We start from the raw sequence: 15,510 nt of genomic DNA on the forward strand, positions 1-15,510 counted from the left end.
AACATGTTACAATATATCCCTATTTTTTAAAACGATTTAGGTTTATGATAGAGATAGATTTTGAAATATTTAAATATATTATAATTAGTAACTTGAATACAATATTAAACAAAAAACAAAATATAATTTCATGAATACTGTATCTGGTTTAATTATAATAGAATATGATATAATATAAACATAAAGTAAAATTTTTATATTTTACTGTAAAGAAAGGAAAATTATATGAAAATTGAAACTGTTGAGCGAAAAAGTTTTAAACATAATTTTTTGAATAGAACTATAATGAGAGTCGATTTTGTAGGACCTTTCTCGCAGGATATGGAATCAATTCTACATGATACTAGAAATTATTTGATAGATAACCAATTCAAAGACTATGAAGAAAGAATTGAGAATCATGTCGGATTACGAATTGACGAAAATGACTTGATCAAAGAAAGTCTTCCTATTAACACATTAGAGCAAAGAAAAATATCTTCATTTAAACATGAAAATGAAATTTATAGTGTTGACATGTGTAAAGACTTTTTAGGTATAGTGGTCAATAAATATATGCCTTTTGAAGAATATTCAAAAATATTTTTAAATGTTTTAAATATATATAAAACAAAAGTTGATCTTTTTAATTTAAAGAGGTTTGGAATAAGGAAAACTAATTTTTGTTTTATCAAAGGAAAAGAAAATATCAATAAATACTTTTCAAATAACTATTTTAATACTTGTGATTTTTTTGGTGATATTAAAACATTAGCTAGTGAAAAAAAAGAAGTTTTTTCAGTCAGTGATTATAAAATTAACTTGTTATGCAATATCGAAAATGGAACTATAAAAGAAGATGAATCGACAGAAATTGATGTCTATAAAGTATCAATTGATTCTGATATATATCTAGATAATACTGACATTATTGAAAAAACAATTTCTGACACTAATAAATTACTAGAGATGAACGAAATGCTATTTAATATATATACAAATTTATTGTCCAATGAATTTATAAAATTGTTAACAGATAGTAATGACTTTTTAAATGAAGATATAATAGGGGTAATTTAAAATGAATAAAATTTTTCCTGTAGAATTTAAAACCTCGTTTAATGGATTGAATTTAACAAAAAGCAATATGATTTATGACAGTAGTGGAGATATATTTGATCTAGCACATGCTTTTCTTTGTATATCTTCTATGACTCATAAAAAATTGCAAAAATTATGTTACTACGCAAAAGCGTGGTATCTTGCTATTTACGATGAAAATTTAATTAAAGAACCTTTTGAAGCGTGGGTACATGGGGCAGTGCAGCCAGATTTATACCAGAAATACAAAATATTTGGTTTCGGGTATATTCCACAATACACAGATGAAAGAAAATTATTGCCAGAAGAATTTTGTTCCTTTGCTAAAAAAGTATACGAAGCTTATGGAGATTTAGATGGTGATGAATTAGAACAATTAAATCATACCGAAGAACCTTGGCTTAAAGCCCGGATAGGATTAAAACCTTGGCAAAGTAGCAACAATATTATTGATGAAGAAATTATGAAATTATACTACAGAAGTTTGATGGACAATGAGTAAGAAAATACCTAAAGCATCAAAAATACCATCTAACGATAATAAAATAGTGCCACCGTCTATTAATACAAAAAATAAAAAAATCTCTTTTTCATTTGAAAGTTTGGAGAGAACAGAATACTTTAATTTAGATGGGACATGTATCAATTGGTCTTCGGAATTATTTGAAATGTTAAAAGAGGTTTCAACGCGAGAAAAAAGTGAATTGCTTTCAGGGAAAATAAAAAGTTATAGGATACATGATCATCGAAACGCTACGCCTCCTTCAAAATTACCAGATGGAGTTTCATTAAATGATTTCTATCAAATCAGAATTTCAAAGTCAAAAGGTGCTATTCATGGTGTTTTTTATGAAAATATCTTTTATATCGTTTGGCTTGATCCATTACATAATATGTATCCTAATGATCATTATGGAGGTTTAAGAAAGATAAAACCTCCTAGCACATGTTGTCGAGATAGGGAAGATTCTGTTAAATTATTATCCGCAGAAAACGAAAAACTAAAAGCAGAAAAGAAAGAATTAGAAGAATTATTAGAAGAATTATTAGAGTAAGAATTTAAAAAGTCCGACAGTTTATTTTAAACTGTCGGACTTTTGTTTGTATTTATTGAATTATCAACTGGAACCTATCCACTTGTTTTCCGATCAGTCCGGCATAGCCGTCCTGTCCGTTCCCTGTTTCGTTGTCATACTGCCAGGAATAGTAGTTGCCGTTTACAGGGGATACCCTGTATTTCGCTTTTTTGCATGGTCGAATGGAATCCGGTGTATAGAAATATACTTCCACTGCGTCAATTGGTTTTCCATTGCCGGCGTAACCGTTATTCGCGTCATTGAGGTTATACCCTGTGACATATGGCAGCCAGTTCCCGCCTTGCACATGGACACGGTATCTTACTGACCCGGCGTTTACTCCAAGTGCGATGTCTGTGATTGCGTGGCCCTGTACCCCCGCAAAATCATTCAGGTTTACGACTGCCGGCAGCCATCCATGTTTTGCTGTTCGCACCTGGTAGGTTGCTGTAATATTCGCTGGGGATGGCTGAGGAACAGCTGGTTGGTTTGGCGTTGCAGCCTGTCCCATTTTTTCACGTACCATGTTCAGGAACCTGTTCCAACCCATGTCAAGGGTTCTATGCGGGCAGTATTTGCCGGAATAGTCCTGGTGCTTGGTTACTTTGTCAATCCCCCAGCCATAACGGTTCAGGATATCCACAATTAATTCCACCGCATTCTTTTCCGCTTGGATAAATTTATCCCCACCGGATTTGGAATAGCAGATTTCAATGGAGATGCCTTCCCGGTTCCCTTTCCCGTTTCCATCACCAGCGTTCCAGGAATTGCGATTTTCTTCCACACACTGTACAATTTCTTTTTCATCCACAAAATAGTGGGTGGACTTTTCCAAGTCATTATTGCACATATAATTCGCTTCGTTGGCGGCGGAAGCATCATTGGCAGTGTTATGTACTACAATGCGGGTAGGTGCCATGGTATAAGGGCATTTAATATTTGCTTTGGTTGTAATCTGTTTTCTGATTGGCAACATAATAAAAACCTCCTAATCTTGTTTTGGTTGTGTATATGTAAGTGCCTGTGTACTGTCGGATGTACCCTTAGTGGTTGGGTCTGTGATGGCAGTCCATACGGACGCAATGACGGATACCACGATTACAGGGTTGCAGATAGCATCATATAACGCTTGCCCTAGTGATTTCCACGTGGTCATATCTGACCACTGTAATCCTAGCCCTACTAGGATAGGGCTTACAATGGCAATTATGATTTGAGCCCACCATACAGGGTTTTTTAGCCTTACTTTCCAGTTAATGTTCATTGTCATCCGCTCCTTCTAAATCTAGTGGTAATTTAGTTACCCTAGTGTATAATTCTGTACCCGTACCATTTCCTCCTAGGCTGTGGTAGCTGCGGTATAGGTATTCCACGTTTTTCAGGGCGTTTGGGGTAATTGTCCCTTGCCCTAAATAATATTGGCATAGCTGGTATAACCTATCGTGGAGTATTGCCAGTATGCCATCTTTGACCTGCTCGTGTTCCTCCACCTTACGGGCTAGCTTGCGGTATCCTGCCGAAAGCATTGCGGTTATCACTGTCGCAAGCCCTCCAAACAAAAATTCCGCCCAATATTCAGCGATAAAGTCCACTTATTCTACCACCTCCCACGCTTGGGGGTATTCGCCGGGACTAAAATTTGTGTCCTGTCTACATCTGTACACATTGCCGTCCTCCCAAATTGCATACTCATCAATATGATACATATCATGGGAGCCCTGCACCGGCACAAACGGGCGGGCTGTTTCGGGACTTGTCCCATGAAGCGGCCGCCAGAAGGTATACCATGCTGGGTTATCTGGTGTGATATCAGGGTTGGATGCTGTATCGTGGGATTGATAACACTCCCACGTCTGACCTTTAGCGTTGCATATATCGCTGGATAGGTGATTTCCTTCCGCCCATACTGGGTACAACCCTGATAACTCTAATTTTTGAGTATCGTTTTCTGGTTTTATTGTGTCCAGTAGTATACTAGCTAGCACCTGTGCGGATTGCTCTGCGCTTGGTATATATTTATCATTAAGCCAAGTGGATTCTCCAGCTTCATAGATTTTAATCGCATCATCCATTGGATGTGTTGTTTCTGGGATAGTAATACCATCTATCCATTCATCCGATGGATCAACCTCTATTGGTTGCACTGTCGCATCGTCATATCTATCACTGTATTGGTTTGCTTCCTGTTTGTCTACACAATAATACTGTTTATGTTGTTCGTCCTCTTGCCAAGCAACAACATACCGATATAACAATATTGTTAATCCTTGCACGCAAAATTTTTCTTCATATTTCAATCTGTTCCACCCCCAGAAGCTTGGTTTTTTATGACGACATTATTTTCTACGACAATTTCTTTTCCTCCGGTCACTATTCCTGTGACAAACACTAAATTCCCAGTGACGAATGATTTAACACTGGATGGCAACATTTTGATGGAATTTGCCATGGCATGGTCGCCGCCTATAGTATTTCCAGAAATATTTCCAAAACTTCCTCCAAAAGCAATACCACTTGATTCCGATTGCTTGGTTTCAATGATGTTATTTTCAATGTTATACCACGATCCAGATTGTACAAGCACCCCGTATCCCTTCACGTTGGAAATCACATTATTTGACACATTGAGGTATTTGCACATATTGTTGATAATTGATATACCATCTTCTTCGTGATCAATAATATAATTGCCGGAAATTATCGAATTGGTACAACTATTTATCTTAATAGCAGACAAGTTGTTTGCTCCTCCTACAAGTACATTATTAATAATACTGATATTATTAATGGCTCCGGCTGTAAAAGAAGCGATTTCAATTGTATTTCCTATAAACCCCGAACAATGTACATTACGCACCTCGGTATTGCTCCCCGTAATTTTTATAGCAGTAGCCGTCCCACTCAGGTCTGTGGTTTCCAACAATAGCGATATATTTCGCAATGCACAATTTGACCCAGCGTACACCAACACTCCTTGAGGGCCAATGCTCGTGTCCGAATATATTTGTGTTGACAATCCATTACCAATAAGTTGTGTGTTATTTTTTAAATCAATTCCAGTAACAACATATCGTCCATCAAGCAGCACAATTTCTCCGCCATCTTCCGGTAGGGCATCAATAGCAGCCTGAATTTTCACTTCATCTGATATTCCATTACATAAATAATCACAGTCATTTTCTGTCCATCCGGCTACTGCCGTGCCAACGACAACTCGGCAGGTACGGATGGACTTGCCGCCACCAGAGCCACTGGTCGATATTTGACTAATTAGAGTAGGATAGCCATCCAGTTTGGTTGATTCTGGCACCTGTACGCCTTTTGCTGTAATCGCCTCAGCTATAGCAGCTTTGGCGTTATTAAGCCTATCAATCTGTATTTTTTCGTTCCGCATTTAACCCCTCCAAATGTTTGTCCAATATTGTTGGCAACTCATCAAGTCTTACTCCATCAGGTGTGGCGATACCGTATTTTTCAAAAACTTCCAAAAATCTTATTTTTGTCTCGATTGTACGATAAAAAAATTTGTCGATTGTCCCTAATGGCTTGTTTTGAGATAGTGTCATAAGAAATTTTTCTTCCCGCTCATATTTCACCTTATCCCTCCTCCTAGATAGCTGCTAGGGCGTTCGCAATATCGTCAGTAAGGGACACTGTGCCCTTGCCGTCATGATATCCCGCCGGAATGGTATAACTACCTGTGGTTAGTCCGTCAATTGTAGCGGATACAGCTCCATTGTTTACCATCGTACCTGCTGTTTTTGTACCAGACTCCGTTACAAATGTTTTGGTCGCTAGTACGTCCGCCTCGGTTGCTGTTACTCCTGTAACGTCAGCGTAATTATCAGGGATTGCACCAACACTTACTTTGGACAATCCGTCGTAACCTTCATCTGGGGTAATATCTTGTTGGGCTTTTGTTGGGGTTACCGTCTTTTCCTGCAAGTCTACGCCTTCGCCAGCGTATGAGCCGGCTACACCTAAAATGGTAACACCGCTCTTGATATTTCCGGCAATGATTTTGGCTTGTTCAGTGCTGGCAATTTGTACTTTCCCAGTGCCGTTGTGGTAGCCTGCTGGCACAGAGTATTGTTCCGCCACTGCACTGATATTACCGGACACTGCTCCATTATCCGCAATCCCTTCTACCGCTGTTACGCATGCTTCCAGGTCGTCGTTGGATTGGGCTAGCCCTAACGCTACTAGCTTTGTACGCAATGCTTCCTTTTCGCCTTGTAGACGTTCAATCTGTGTTTGTACGCTCATATATATCCCTCCTAAATATCTGCCAATAATGCTTCTACGTTTCCTAATTGCATATATACCGCAGCCGATGTCACCGGCTTGGTGTTGTCCTGCTCTACTTCTGTGGCGGTGTCTACCACTAACTTTCCATCTGATATTTTCAGCCCATCGCCTATTTGATATCCTGCACCATCGGAATGGTTATCAATATATAATTTTGTGTCCGCAACATACCGGACATCTATATAAGCGCTATCACTGTTATTGATAGCAGTGTTCGGATAATAGGTATGTACAGATTGGACATTCGGCGCCTCGCCCTTTTCCAGTTCTGATTCGGTGGATATAGCAGTTTGATAGATTACTGTTAGCGGAGTACCTGCGCTGTGTTGGGACGCAATCCACTTTTGGACACTGTCTTTTGTTTCACCAACCACTGCTTTTGGCATGCGGAACACAATATAGTTGGAACTTAAATAGAATCCAACCTCATCTCCACCCCAAATTTCTTTATATTTGGCGTGGCTACATAACGCTGGTGCAAGGGAACTTTTGATATCGGCAACACTAATGTAAAATCTGGTTGTATTGGTAGATGAAGCGTTGACCGAATAGGTTTCCGAACCATCCAGCACAATGGTTTTCACAGGGCTAACCCGTTTGCCGGTACCATCAGAATATAGTTGAATAGTCTCTGATATATATTGCTGACCCTCTATTGTCACGTTTCCGCCGGAGGCTACCGGAATACCAGGTAATCCCCCTGTAGTATCCACTACAAGCGGTTGGGTACTTGTGCTGTCATCGTCAACAGTTATAGTAATACTGCCACTATCTCCAACGTGATGGATTTTCTGCGGATATTCCGGGCTAGGGGAGGAGATTTCGTTGAAATATTCTTCCCAAGGTTGTGCGGAAGAACCAGAGTTTAACATCAGCTTGATGGTATTGTTGGATTCTGTTGCCGCTGTATTGGTCCATACCCTGAGGGATATTGTTTTTTTCTCTGTCAGGACAATTTCCTTTTCTGATTTTGTGTTAGTTGCAAAACTCAGATCGCCTCCAGTAGTGATACTGGCTCCAGAGGAATCTACAAGGCTAATGGTTGTATACTGTTTCTTTTCTGCCTCACCGGAAAATGTATAGGTACCAGCCGGTAAGACAAACTTACCAGAAAACGTAGTAGCCACATCATCGCCTGCACCGGTTGTTGACAATATACCGTTAACGTAATGATATGAGGTAGTGCCTTCAACTTGTTCTTCTGGGGCAGCCAATAATTGAGCGCCAGTTGTTTGAACTTGTTGGGATTTCCCATAAATCGTTAGCCCTTGTAGAGGCCTGTCGCTACTATCGGTTAACTGGATAGTTGTCCCGGTTGCGGTCACAATGATGGTATCACCGCCACCAGCGCCATCCTCCCCACGAGGGATGGCAAAGTCAAGGATTGCAGCTGTATCTGTCCCAGTATTGGTTACAGTAGCAGATTGCCCTGGCTCCAAGGTGGTAACCACTCCAACCTGGATGGTAGCGGCTTGTCCATCTGCCCCTGGCTGCCCAGGTTCGCCTTGTGGGCCTTTGATATTTACGGGGTCAGGGTTGGGCAATCCTTGCCCATTGATCCAGCTGATAATGCCATCAGCGGAAACATTAGGGATATACGTAGTACCATCCTTAACATTATCTGCTGCCTGGTTGGCTTTTTCTGCCGCTGCGTTTGCATTGTCTGCGGCTTGGTTAGCATTCTCGGCTGCTTCCTCTGCGTCATTTACCACCTTGGACAATGACAAGTATTCGTCGCTGCTTTCCAGTGCGTCCGCATCGTATACACCAGGATGTACGGATACCTTAAACATTGCACTGGTAAGTTGTTGACTGCCCTTGTAAAACTGGATTTCGCAGGAACATAACCCGGCAACTGTCAAGCATTGGTCACTTAACTCTATAGATACAATATTGCCGGATATAGTAGCCGGATTGATTACTTGTGTACAATCAGGCTTGGCATATACGTATGAGATTGTGACATCATCCTCTAGCTGTAGTGGCTCGCCGTTATTTAGGACGGTAACATCTATGTACCGGGTTTCACTGTCCCCCTTGATAACATTGACCGTGGGTTGTGAGATAAGCCTTGGAACAACATCAACTGTGATAGATTGTATGTTCTTCATGGCTATACATCCTCTTCCACCGAGATCACGCCAAATGCTTCAAAGGTGATATCATTTGTAATTGCTTCTGCTGTTGTGATCCAAAATTCTGTTCCATCAATATACCCCAAGGCGGGTCTGGAGTCTAAAGCCCAACCAACCATTAATGTAGCGTGCAGCTTATATTCCCTAACTGTGCTAAATGGCAATGTAATTGACTGCTTAACATGGTCCTGTCTTGCCAAGCCTCCTGTAAAGGTCTTAGAGATACGTACATACAGCTGTTTGTACCCAATTTTTATGTAGTTTACATTCCAGCCACCTATTGTTTTTTGGGTGGTGGTTGTATCAGGTTCTGCGTCCGCTTGTGGTAACGCGTTAACATTTTCCGCTGTTAAAACGATATTGGACGATAAAGTTTTACCGTTAATAGTTCGAGTAGTGGGCACCGCGTTTACATCGCTGTAAGTCAAAGAAATATCAGAAGATAGTGCTTTATTATTGATTTTTCTTGTAGTAGGTACTGCTTTTATATCGTTAGCTGTTAGGATGATATTGCCACTAAGCGGATTATTGTTAATTGTCCTTGTTTTTGGGACATAGTTGTTTTGGATTTCTGTAATAGATGTTTGGATTATTTGTACAGCATCTTTGTTTGCCTTATCGTTTACACCGCTTTTCAAGGTTTGTAACGCTTGATCAATGATATCAAAATTTTGGTTAAATACTTCTATGTCGTAATGATCGGATGGATCAGGTTTTGTTAAACCAAAATTAGTAGTATCAGATGTTGCTTTTGGCTCTATGCTCATGTTAACACCTCGTTTCTTAATTGGTCGTGGGTATATTGTTCTAGATGTTCATGTGTATATTGTGTCAGTGTTTCATGCTGGTTGTATTTTAATGTAACCGTCCAAATTAGATTGCACGGGACCATCCGTTCCACCATTTCTTTAACAGATTGCAAGTTTTGCTTTGATGTTAAGCCTACTTTTACTGTCAATTTGTATTCTGATGATACCAATTCAATATCAAATTCGCTAGGGCCACAGACCGTTTCTAATTTTTGATTTAAAGCCCTCAAAGTATAAGGTAGCTGCTCGTTGAATTTTAGCTGTAACTGGAATCGTCTTTCATTTAAAGAAAGCGTAGGATTTAGTGAAATGTCAAGCATGGATTCATATCTTGAAACGGAAGGTTCATCTGCTGTTTGTAAAAACATATTGTCTAAAGACTGGCTGTGTTCATTCCATAGTTGACCAATCTCTGGTTGTTCTGTTTCCATAATTAGCTTCATTTCTTGATATTCAGCTAGGTAAAGGGGGAGATAGTCAATTAAAAAACGGTTACTTTCCATTGATTGTCCCCCTAACCGGAACCTGCGTATCAGATAAAGTTAAATTTTTTGCAGCACCATTGATTTTGGTATCCTGGATATCAACAATTTCATTGCAATCCAATAATCTGGATTCTATTTGGCTAATTCGGACAATTAATCCATTTTCATTCTGCCACGTTTCCCGTAATTCCTTTAAATATTGGTCAATTGCAGCCTGCAAAGATGGCAAGGCAGATTCCAATTGATATCCCTTATTAAAGGTAAAGACGGTTTGAATGTTGATTTTTTCACTCGTGGCACCTTCTACAGTGACAATGTGCCCAATAGGGGCAAGCCCTAAACCGGTACCTTGCTCTGATGGATCAATGGCATTTTGAACCGTCTTTACCAATTCGCTGGATGGAGTATTGTATTCAGCATCTAGGATAATCAGCTTAACAGTTCCCCCGCCATTCCATACAGGATAAACCTTACAAGCGCCTACACCGTCTAAAGCATTGGTTTTTTGCTGATAATCCGCAATGTTTCCACCAAATGCTTGTTGGTCAAAACTATTAAAATACCGCTTTCGTAAATCTTCTACAGATTCCTCATCTTCGCCAGGAATTAATACTTCTGTGATTTTAGCGGTTTCTAACCCATCAATATAGTTGATGGGAATTAAATCGCCAAAGGGTATATTCCCTTGTTCCCCAGTAGATTCACATTGTAGCTTGTAAGTCCCAGCATTGATTTTTTCATTAACCATATAGTTCAAAGTAGAACAGCTAAACCTTGCTCCAATCGGAATCTCTACAGAACTTGGGGTAAATTCTCCCTGCACAATTGAATAGGTAGCAGGATATGGTTCGAGTCCCCGTTCTGCCGCCCGCTTTACAAGGTATTCACGGGAAGCGGTATCCGCAAACGCTTCGTTCAAAGTAACATCCAATTGGATATACATATTTTGCAGTTCTACAGCAGCAGGGGCAAGGGCGTTGTAAATGATGGAGCCCTCCCGCTTGTCGTATGTATCTGGAATACGGTTTAACATCCTTTCCAAAATATCTTCATAAGTTATAGATTCATACACTTATATCATCACCGCCTTTTCCATTGGTATATCTCCAAGATTAGTGTGTACAACAAACGAAACAGTAACTTTTCCTTTTGAAACCACAAATTCAAAAGAATCCACGGATTCTATCCGGTCATCCTGGATCAAAGCTTCTGTTATTCTGCGTTCTAATTCAGGGCACACATAACTGGTAGGCTGACCAAATAAATCCGCCAGTTCTACCCCATAGTTCCAACTGTAAATAATATACTGGTAACGTTCTGTATTCAGGATCATATAAACCGTCTGTTTAACTGCTTCCAAACCGTCAACTATACCGTTGATCGTTTTTGTTTTATGGTCCATTTGATAGGTCTGCCCAGGTTGTACAACTAATTCTAAACTGTTGGATAAGAGTTGATTTACTGCTGGAATCATAGGATCACCTTATCCCATACAATGTATTTCTGGCCGCCTTGCTGCCTAAGTAAAACGACACAATCGCCTGTAGCTAAGTTTTTTAGATGATCCGTTACAATTAACTGTTCCTGGTCCAAATTTAATTTCTGCTCCACCAAAATTTTCAATGGAGAACTGGAAACCACTTTTCCAAACGCAACCACAACAGGTTTTGTGTTCTCGACCGCTTCATTGGCGGCTTTTTTGATGAGTTCCAATAGATTTATCATATCAAGCAACAAATTCGCCCCCTCTCAAAGTTAAATCCATGTAATGTTCATTGTCATTGAACGTGTGTTTGCATTTTTCTACCAGCATCATGTTCTTTACTTGTACATCCCCTAAATCCAGGATTACGGGCAACATACAACCAGCCCTAACCTTATTGTCTCCTAACGCATTGGAAATAGAAAGATTTCGAGTTTTAGAATTATATAGGGAAAGTAGCGCATCCGCTTTGGCTGCGCCGTTTTCCCCTTCTTGTAAGGTTTCAAAGTATTGCAGTACCCCCCAAGCGTTCATATGATTGCTGTCTTGGGCAATGTATACATCCCGCTTTCCTGTTTTTTCATTGTCAAATGTGAGCTTAATCCTGTTATAAGTATTGTCATCAATGCTAGAAGTATAGTCATAGGATTTCGCTGTTTCATTATCAATCAATAAATTCAATTGCATGGACGCAATGTTTTTCAATGCTATTTTCCCAAAATCGTCATACAGCACATAAATTTGGCCAGTGTTTTGCATGGTAACATCCAAAGCGTTTTGGATGATGTCAAACAAAGTAGTATTTTCTTCAATTCTGGAAGCAATCCGATAGCCTGTATTCTCTAATACTCCTGTCTGCATATTGAAATCATCCGCAATCATTTGGATCACTTCTCCAGCGGTTTTATTGGAATACACATAGGTATCCTTGTTTTTTAAATACCTTAGTTGGTCGTAGGCGGTTACCTCAATGGCTTTATCTTCCTTACTTTTCTTTTTGAAAACAAATCCGTAAAAAAGATTGGCATCATCCACTTTTAACATTACAGGATCGCCTTCTTCTAACATTAGAGTGCTATCTGGTATAACAGTAAAAGTCAGCGTCCCAGGCACCCCTTTCCGTTCTGTCTGCCAGGTAATCTTTTCTTTGATACAAGGCATGTAGACGGTTTCACCATGCTGGGTATATAGTTCTAATTTCATCCTATACACCTCCTAAGCCGGAATCACCAATACCTGGCCTGGATAAATCAGGTTAGGATTCTGAATTTTGTCACGGTTGGCGTTATAGATTTTGGGGTATAAAGAGCCATTTCCATAGAACCGTTTGGCAATATTCCATAGACAATCGCCTTTTACAACAGTGTAGCTCTGTGCGCCGCCAGAAGAAGGGGAATTGGAATTATTTCTTTGTGAATTAACATTTGCTGTTGGTTTTCCCCCGATTGAAGAAGGCAAAGAAACATTACAGGTTTTCGTGGAGTAAGGGCGATATTGTTTTAGTTTAATACTTACTGTGATATCGAATCCTTGTTCTGCATCCTCTGAAATAGTGTAGTCCTCTATAGACACGGTTAAATTCGTACCATAAAGCCCTTTTCTGTTTGGGGTAGAACGGGAAACAATAAATTGGAAAGAGGTTTGACTGGTTTTCAGCTTTTCCAGGATATCCAGATAATAATCCGCCGGATGAAACCCGTCTGAATATCTCGCAAATGGATATTGTACCTGCGGTAAAAGAAAATCAAAAGAAATTTCGGTTAAACCTGGGGATTTTAGAACATTTACTTCATGTTCATTAATTAAATTCATGGTTTTATTTTGGTTAGTTATTTTTAGTTCCAATTTAGAAGGCGAAACAGGTAATAGAGTTTTATCCAAATAAAAATCATACATTTATACATGCACCCCTTCCGCTGTTTTCTCCATTGCTTCGTTAAGCTTCATAGAAAAATTATGGATTACTCCGTCAATGTCCATATCAGAACTGATGGTATTGTTATTGGTCATATCCACTTTAATTTCCGCTGTTGTAAATCGGTTGATAACATCTCGCTCCGCCAAATCCATTAGGTACTGTAAATCTTCTTCGGTAATATCCAGCTTATCATTAATCCCTTTGGTGCTATCATCAATATTTCCTAAATGCTTATCCCCAGTATAGGTATAAGGATTATCGTTACCTCCATTTTCATCTGGTGCCAACTTATCTTTTACATCATTGATCACGCCATCTATCCAACCAGAAAACGTAAAATTCTTAACAGATTCCGCCGTACTGTCAACCAAGGCATTTACTTTATCTAAATTCAACTTAGGCAACTTGTCATATTTATTCATTTCTAATAATGCGTCTACTTGTGCAAGGTATTTATTGCGTACAGCGTTGACGGTATCTACAGAAAAAGCTGCTTCTATGTCAATGGCTTTTCCACCAAGGGCAGTAGCGATTTTGTTGTAGATCTCCATCATTTGTTTGATTCCATTGGTAAGCCAATCAACGTTTTCCAAAATGCCGACACACATATCCGCAAAAGCATTGATAGCGCCTTTACAAAATTCTTTGATGGCATCCATTAAGCCATTTTGAATATCAATTACACCATTGGCGAATGGAACCCAACCATCATTATAAAATTGAGCTAAAGCTTTTGTTTGGTCAGCATACATATTTACCATGTAGTTACGGAAACCTTCACAGTTATCCCATAATAGAACTAAAGCTGCTATTAATGCGATGATTAAAATAACAACCCAGGTGATGGGGTTTGCTAAAAGTGCGGCATTTAATCCATAAGTAGCGGTAGTTGCACCAAAGGTCGCGCCGGATTGTAACGCCAATGCGGCAGCATGGACGCCGCTTGCAAGTGAAGCTGCGCCTGTTACTATGGTATACATCATTGTAGCTACTTTCCATGCAACCATAGCGGCTACGATTCCATAAATAATAGGCCCTATTAAACTCCAATTATCACTTACCCAGTTAGAGATATTCATAATCATATCAAATAAGCTAAGGGCAGTATTGGCGGCTAATTGCATCCCCATAGAGATATTATCTGTAAATTCAGCAAAACCTTCGCTGTTAATCAACTGGCTGATCTTTGTCAATATTGGTTCAAAGGCTTTAATTGCTTTATTTTTCATCATGGTTACAATTTGGCTGAATGTCATTGGCATGGATTCAAACTGTTGGTTAATGCTATCAGTTGCCGCCAACATAGCATTCTTTACAATGTCAGAAGATAATTCCCCTTCGGATGCCATTTCACGGATAGAACCAATTGGAACCTGCATATAATCCGCTATGGTTTGGATTACGTTAGGTGCCGCTTCAAAGACTGCGTTTAATTCTTCGCCACGTAGCACACCGGAACCCAATGCTTGGGTTAATTGTAAAGTAGCAGAATACATTTCTTCTTGGGAAGCTCCAGCAATTGCAAACTGTTTATTCAGGTTTTCCGCAAATTGAATTGTTTCAGTATTGCTAGAAAAAGCGTCTCCTGCTCTCATCCCTAACTTGGAAACAACATCCGCTGTTTGTAGATAATCCCCTCTGGAGCGTTGAGCAGAAGCGAAAATTTGATCTTTTAGTTCATTGGTAGATTGGGAACCGTCATTCATTAAATTTAGCCTAGCGGTTGTCTGTGACATCTGGTCAGATAAATTCATCACTTTGCCACCAGCACGGATGGCAGCGTAAGCACCTGCTAATAGCTTCGCCTTGTTAACCAGCCCGTCCATGCCAGAAGTGCCTTTTTTCACTGTATCATTGAATTGTTCCTGTTTGTTCTCGGCATTTTCAATTTCTTCTTTGATCATTACAACCTGGGATTCCGCTTGTGACATGGCGCTTTTCATTGCTTTGATTTCATTAGGGTCAAAAGCGTTCCCAGAAGTTAAATCGACTTTTTGTAAAACTCCAATCAGAGTATTGCAAACACTGCAAATCCCACGTATAGGGGCGGTCATCCTGTCAATTACACTAAGAGTTGATTGTATTCCTGCCAAATTGTCACCTCCTTCTGGCTTTTACTTTTTTCGCTTCTTTCTTTTCGTGTTCAATCCGTTTATCTATCGCAGCAATGATAAATGCTTTTTCGTTTGGATCTAAATTGATAAACACAGAAGGTA

General features: G+C 39.5%; 19 protein-coding genes. 3 read left to right on the forward strand and 16 right to left on the reverse strand.

Features of this window, described 5'->3' with window-relative positions; genetic code table 11:
• Window positions 1-225: 225 nt before the first annotated feature.
• Genes H8Z77_RS01620 through H8Z77_RS01630 form a run of 3 tightly spaced genes read left to right on the forward strand, consistent with a single transcriptional unit; the run spans window position 226 to window position 2,135 of the window.
• Complete coding sequence (locus H8Z77_RS01620; protein WP_186995959.1) at window positions 226-1,059, forward strand: TIGR04255 family protein; 834 nt, start codon at window positions 226-228, stop codon at window positions 1,057-1,059.
• Between the two features lies 1 nt (window position 1,060).
• Entirely contained in the window at window positions 1,061-1,582 is a 522-nt protein-coding gene (locus tag H8Z77_RS01625; protein WP_207725992.1) for a Panacea domain-containing protein, read from the forward strand.
• Entirely contained in the window at window positions 1,575-2,135 is a 561-nt protein-coding gene (locus tag H8Z77_RS01630; RefSeq protein WP_186995960.1) for a hypothetical protein, read from the forward strand. Before H8Z77_RS01625 ends, H8Z77_RS01630 begins: the two co-directional genes overlap by 8 nt.
• Before the next feature lie 52 nt (window positions 2,136-2,187).
• Here H8Z77_RS01630 and H8Z77_RS01635 read toward each other — a convergent pair whose 3' ends face one another.
• The 16 genes from H8Z77_RS01635 to H8Z77_RS01710 are packed head-to-tail and all read right to left on the reverse strand — an operon-like array spanning window position 2,188 to window position 15,387.
• Window positions 2,188-3,132, reverse strand: coding sequence for a peptidoglycan recognition protein family protein (locus tag H8Z77_RS01635; protein WP_186995961.1), 945 nt, complete (start codon window positions 3,130-3,132; stop codon window positions 2,188-2,190).
• Window positions 3,133-3,144: 12 nt separating this feature from the next.
• Window positions 3,145-3,420: a phage holin gene (locus tag H8Z77_RS01640; RefSeq protein ID WP_186995962.1), complete on the reverse strand. Its 276-nt coding sequence runs from the start codon at window positions 3,418-3,420 to the stop codon at window positions 3,145-3,147.
• Window positions 3,410-3,748 (reverse strand): hypothetical protein, encoded by a 339-nt coding sequence (locus H8Z77_RS01645; protein ID WP_186995963.1) that lies wholly within the window; start codon window positions 3,746-3,748, stop codon window positions 3,410-3,412. Before H8Z77_RS01645 ends, H8Z77_RS01640 begins: the two co-directional genes overlap by 11 nt.
• On the reverse strand, window positions 3,749-4,453 hold the full coding sequence (locus H8Z77_RS11535; RefSeq protein WP_286165372.1) for a hypothetical protein: 705 nt from the start codon (window positions 4,451-4,453) through the stop codon (window positions 3,749-3,751).
• Window positions 4,450-5,550, reverse strand: a complete 1,101-nt coding sequence (locus H8Z77_RS01655) for a right-handed parallel beta-helix repeat-containing protein (protein ID WP_186995964.1) — start codon at window positions 5,548-5,550, stop codon at window positions 4,450-4,452. The genes H8Z77_RS11535 and H8Z77_RS01655 overlap by 4 nt, the downstream gene beginning before the upstream one ends.
• The gene (locus H8Z77_RS01660) at window positions 5,525-5,752 is read right to left on the reverse strand and encodes a hypothetical protein (protein ID WP_186995965.1); all 228 of its coding nucleotides are present in this window, start codon (window positions 5,750-5,752) and stop codon (window positions 5,525-5,527) included. Before H8Z77_RS01660 ends, H8Z77_RS01655 begins: the two co-directional genes overlap by 26 nt.
• A gap of 13 nt (window positions 5,753-5,765) precedes the next feature.
• Window positions 5,766-6,422 (reverse strand): hypothetical protein, encoded by a 657-nt coding sequence (locus H8Z77_RS01665; RefSeq protein WP_186995966.1) that lies wholly within the window; start codon window positions 6,420-6,422, stop codon window positions 5,766-5,768.
• Window positions 6,423-6,433: 11 nt separating this feature from the next.
• Window positions 6,434-8,575, reverse strand: a complete 2,142-nt coding sequence (locus H8Z77_RS01670) for a BppU family phage baseplate upper protein (protein ID WP_186995967.1) — start codon at window positions 8,573-8,575, stop codon at window positions 6,434-6,436.
• A 2-nt stretch (window positions 8,576-8,577) separates the two neighbouring features.
• Entirely contained in the window at window positions 8,578-9,366 is a 789-nt protein-coding gene (locus tag H8Z77_RS01675; RefSeq protein ID WP_186995968.1) for a hypothetical protein, read from the reverse strand.
• On the reverse strand, window positions 9,363-9,911 hold the full coding sequence (locus H8Z77_RS01680) for a putative phage tail protein (protein ID WP_186995969.1): 549 nt from the start codon (window positions 9,909-9,911) through the stop codon (window positions 9,363-9,365). Before H8Z77_RS01680 ends, H8Z77_RS01675 begins: the two co-directional genes overlap by 4 nt.
• Window positions 9,901-10,965 carry a baseplate J/gp47 family protein gene (locus H8Z77_RS01685; protein ID WP_186995970.1) on the reverse strand — a complete coding sequence of 355 codons (1,065 nt, stop codon included), beginning with the start codon at window positions 10,963-10,965 and terminating at the stop codon, window positions 9,901-9,903. The genes H8Z77_RS01680 and H8Z77_RS01685 overlap by 11 nt, the downstream gene beginning before the upstream one ends.
• On the reverse strand, window positions 10,966-11,367 hold the full coding sequence (locus H8Z77_RS01690) for a DUF2634 domain-containing protein (protein WP_186995971.1): 402 nt from the start codon (window positions 11,365-11,367) through the stop codon (window positions 10,966-10,968).
• Window positions 11,364-11,618, reverse strand: coding sequence for a DUF2577 domain-containing protein (locus tag H8Z77_RS01695; RefSeq protein WP_186997084.1), 255 nt, complete (start codon window positions 11,616-11,618; stop codon window positions 11,364-11,366). Before H8Z77_RS01695 ends, H8Z77_RS01690 begins: the two co-directional genes overlap by 4 nt.
• 1 nt (window position 11,619) lies before the next feature.
• Window positions 11,620-12,579 carry an XkdQ/YqbQ family protein gene (locus H8Z77_RS01700; RefSeq protein ID WP_186995972.1) on the reverse strand — a complete coding sequence of 320 codons (960 nt, stop codon included), beginning with the start codon at window positions 12,577-12,579 and terminating at the stop codon, window positions 11,620-11,622.
• A 12-nt stretch (window positions 12,580-12,591) separates the two neighbouring features.
• Window positions 12,592-13,272: a LysM peptidoglycan-binding domain-containing protein gene (locus tag H8Z77_RS01705; RefSeq protein WP_186995973.1), complete on the reverse strand. Its 681-nt coding sequence runs from the start codon at window positions 13,270-13,272 to the stop codon at window positions 12,592-12,594.
• On the reverse strand, window positions 13,273-15,387 hold the full coding sequence (locus H8Z77_RS01710; RefSeq protein WP_186995974.1) for a tape measure protein: 2,115 nt from the start codon (window positions 15,385-15,387) through the stop codon (window positions 13,273-13,275).
• Window positions 15,388-15,510 lie beyond the last annotated feature (123 nt).

Origin of the sequence: Clostridium facile (assembly GCF_014297275.1) — a bacterium.
Classification (GTDB): Bacteria; Bacillota; Clostridia; order Oscillospirales; family Ruminococcaceae; genus Massilioclostridium; species Massilioclostridium facile.

Coding starts and splice junctions, on each gene's coding strand:
- H8Z77_RS01620 (WP_186995959.1), top strand. CDS start 226: ATGAAAATTGAAACTGTTGAGCGAAAAAGTTTTAAACATAATTTTTTG.
- H8Z77_RS01625 (WP_207725992.1), top strand. CDS start 1,061: ATGAATAAAATTTTTCCTGTAGAATTTAAAACCTCGTTTAATGGATTG.
- H8Z77_RS01630 (WP_186995960.1), top strand. CDS start 1,575: ATGAGTAAGAAAATACCTAAAGCATCAAAAATACCATCTAACGATAAT.
- H8Z77_RS01635 (WP_186995961.1), bottom strand. CDS start 3,132: ATGTTGCCAATCAGAAAACAGATTACAACCAAAGCAAATATTAAATGC.
- H8Z77_RS01640 (WP_186995962.1), bottom strand. CDS start 3,420: ATGAACATTAACTGGAAAGTAAGGCTAAAAAACCCTGTATGGTGGGCT.
- H8Z77_RS01655 (WP_186995964.1), bottom strand. CDS start 5,550: ATGCGGAACGAAAAAATACAGATTGATAGGCTTAATAACGCCAAAGCT.
- H8Z77_RS01665 (WP_186995966.1), bottom strand. CDS start 6,422: ATGAGCGTACAAACACAGATTGAACGTCTACAAGGCGAAAAGGAAGCA.
- H8Z77_RS01670 (WP_186995967.1), bottom strand. CDS start 8,575: ATGAAGAACATACAATCTATCACAGTTGATGTTGTTCCAAGGCTTATC.
- H8Z77_RS01675 (WP_186995968.1), bottom strand. CDS start 9,366: ATGAGCATAGAGCCAAAAGCAACATCTGATACTACTAATTTTGGTTTA.
- H8Z77_RS01680 (WP_186995969.1), bottom strand. CDS start 9,911: ATGGAAAGTAACCGTTTTTTAATTGACTATCTCCCCCTTTACCTAGCT.
- H8Z77_RS01690 (WP_186995971.1), bottom strand. CDS start 11,367: ATGATTCCAGCAGTAAATCAACTCTTATCCAACAGTTTAGAATTAGTT.
- H8Z77_RS01695 (WP_186997084.1), bottom strand. CDS start 11,618: ATGATAAATCTATTGGAACTCATCAAAAAAGCCGCCAATGAAGCGGTC.
- H8Z77_RS01700 (WP_186995972.1), bottom strand. CDS start 12,579: ATGAAATTAGAACTATATACCCAGCATGGTGAAACCGTCTACATGCCT.
- H8Z77_RS01705 (WP_186995973.1), bottom strand. CDS start 13,272: ATGTATGATTTTTATTTGGATAAAACTCTATTACCTGTTTCGCCTTCT.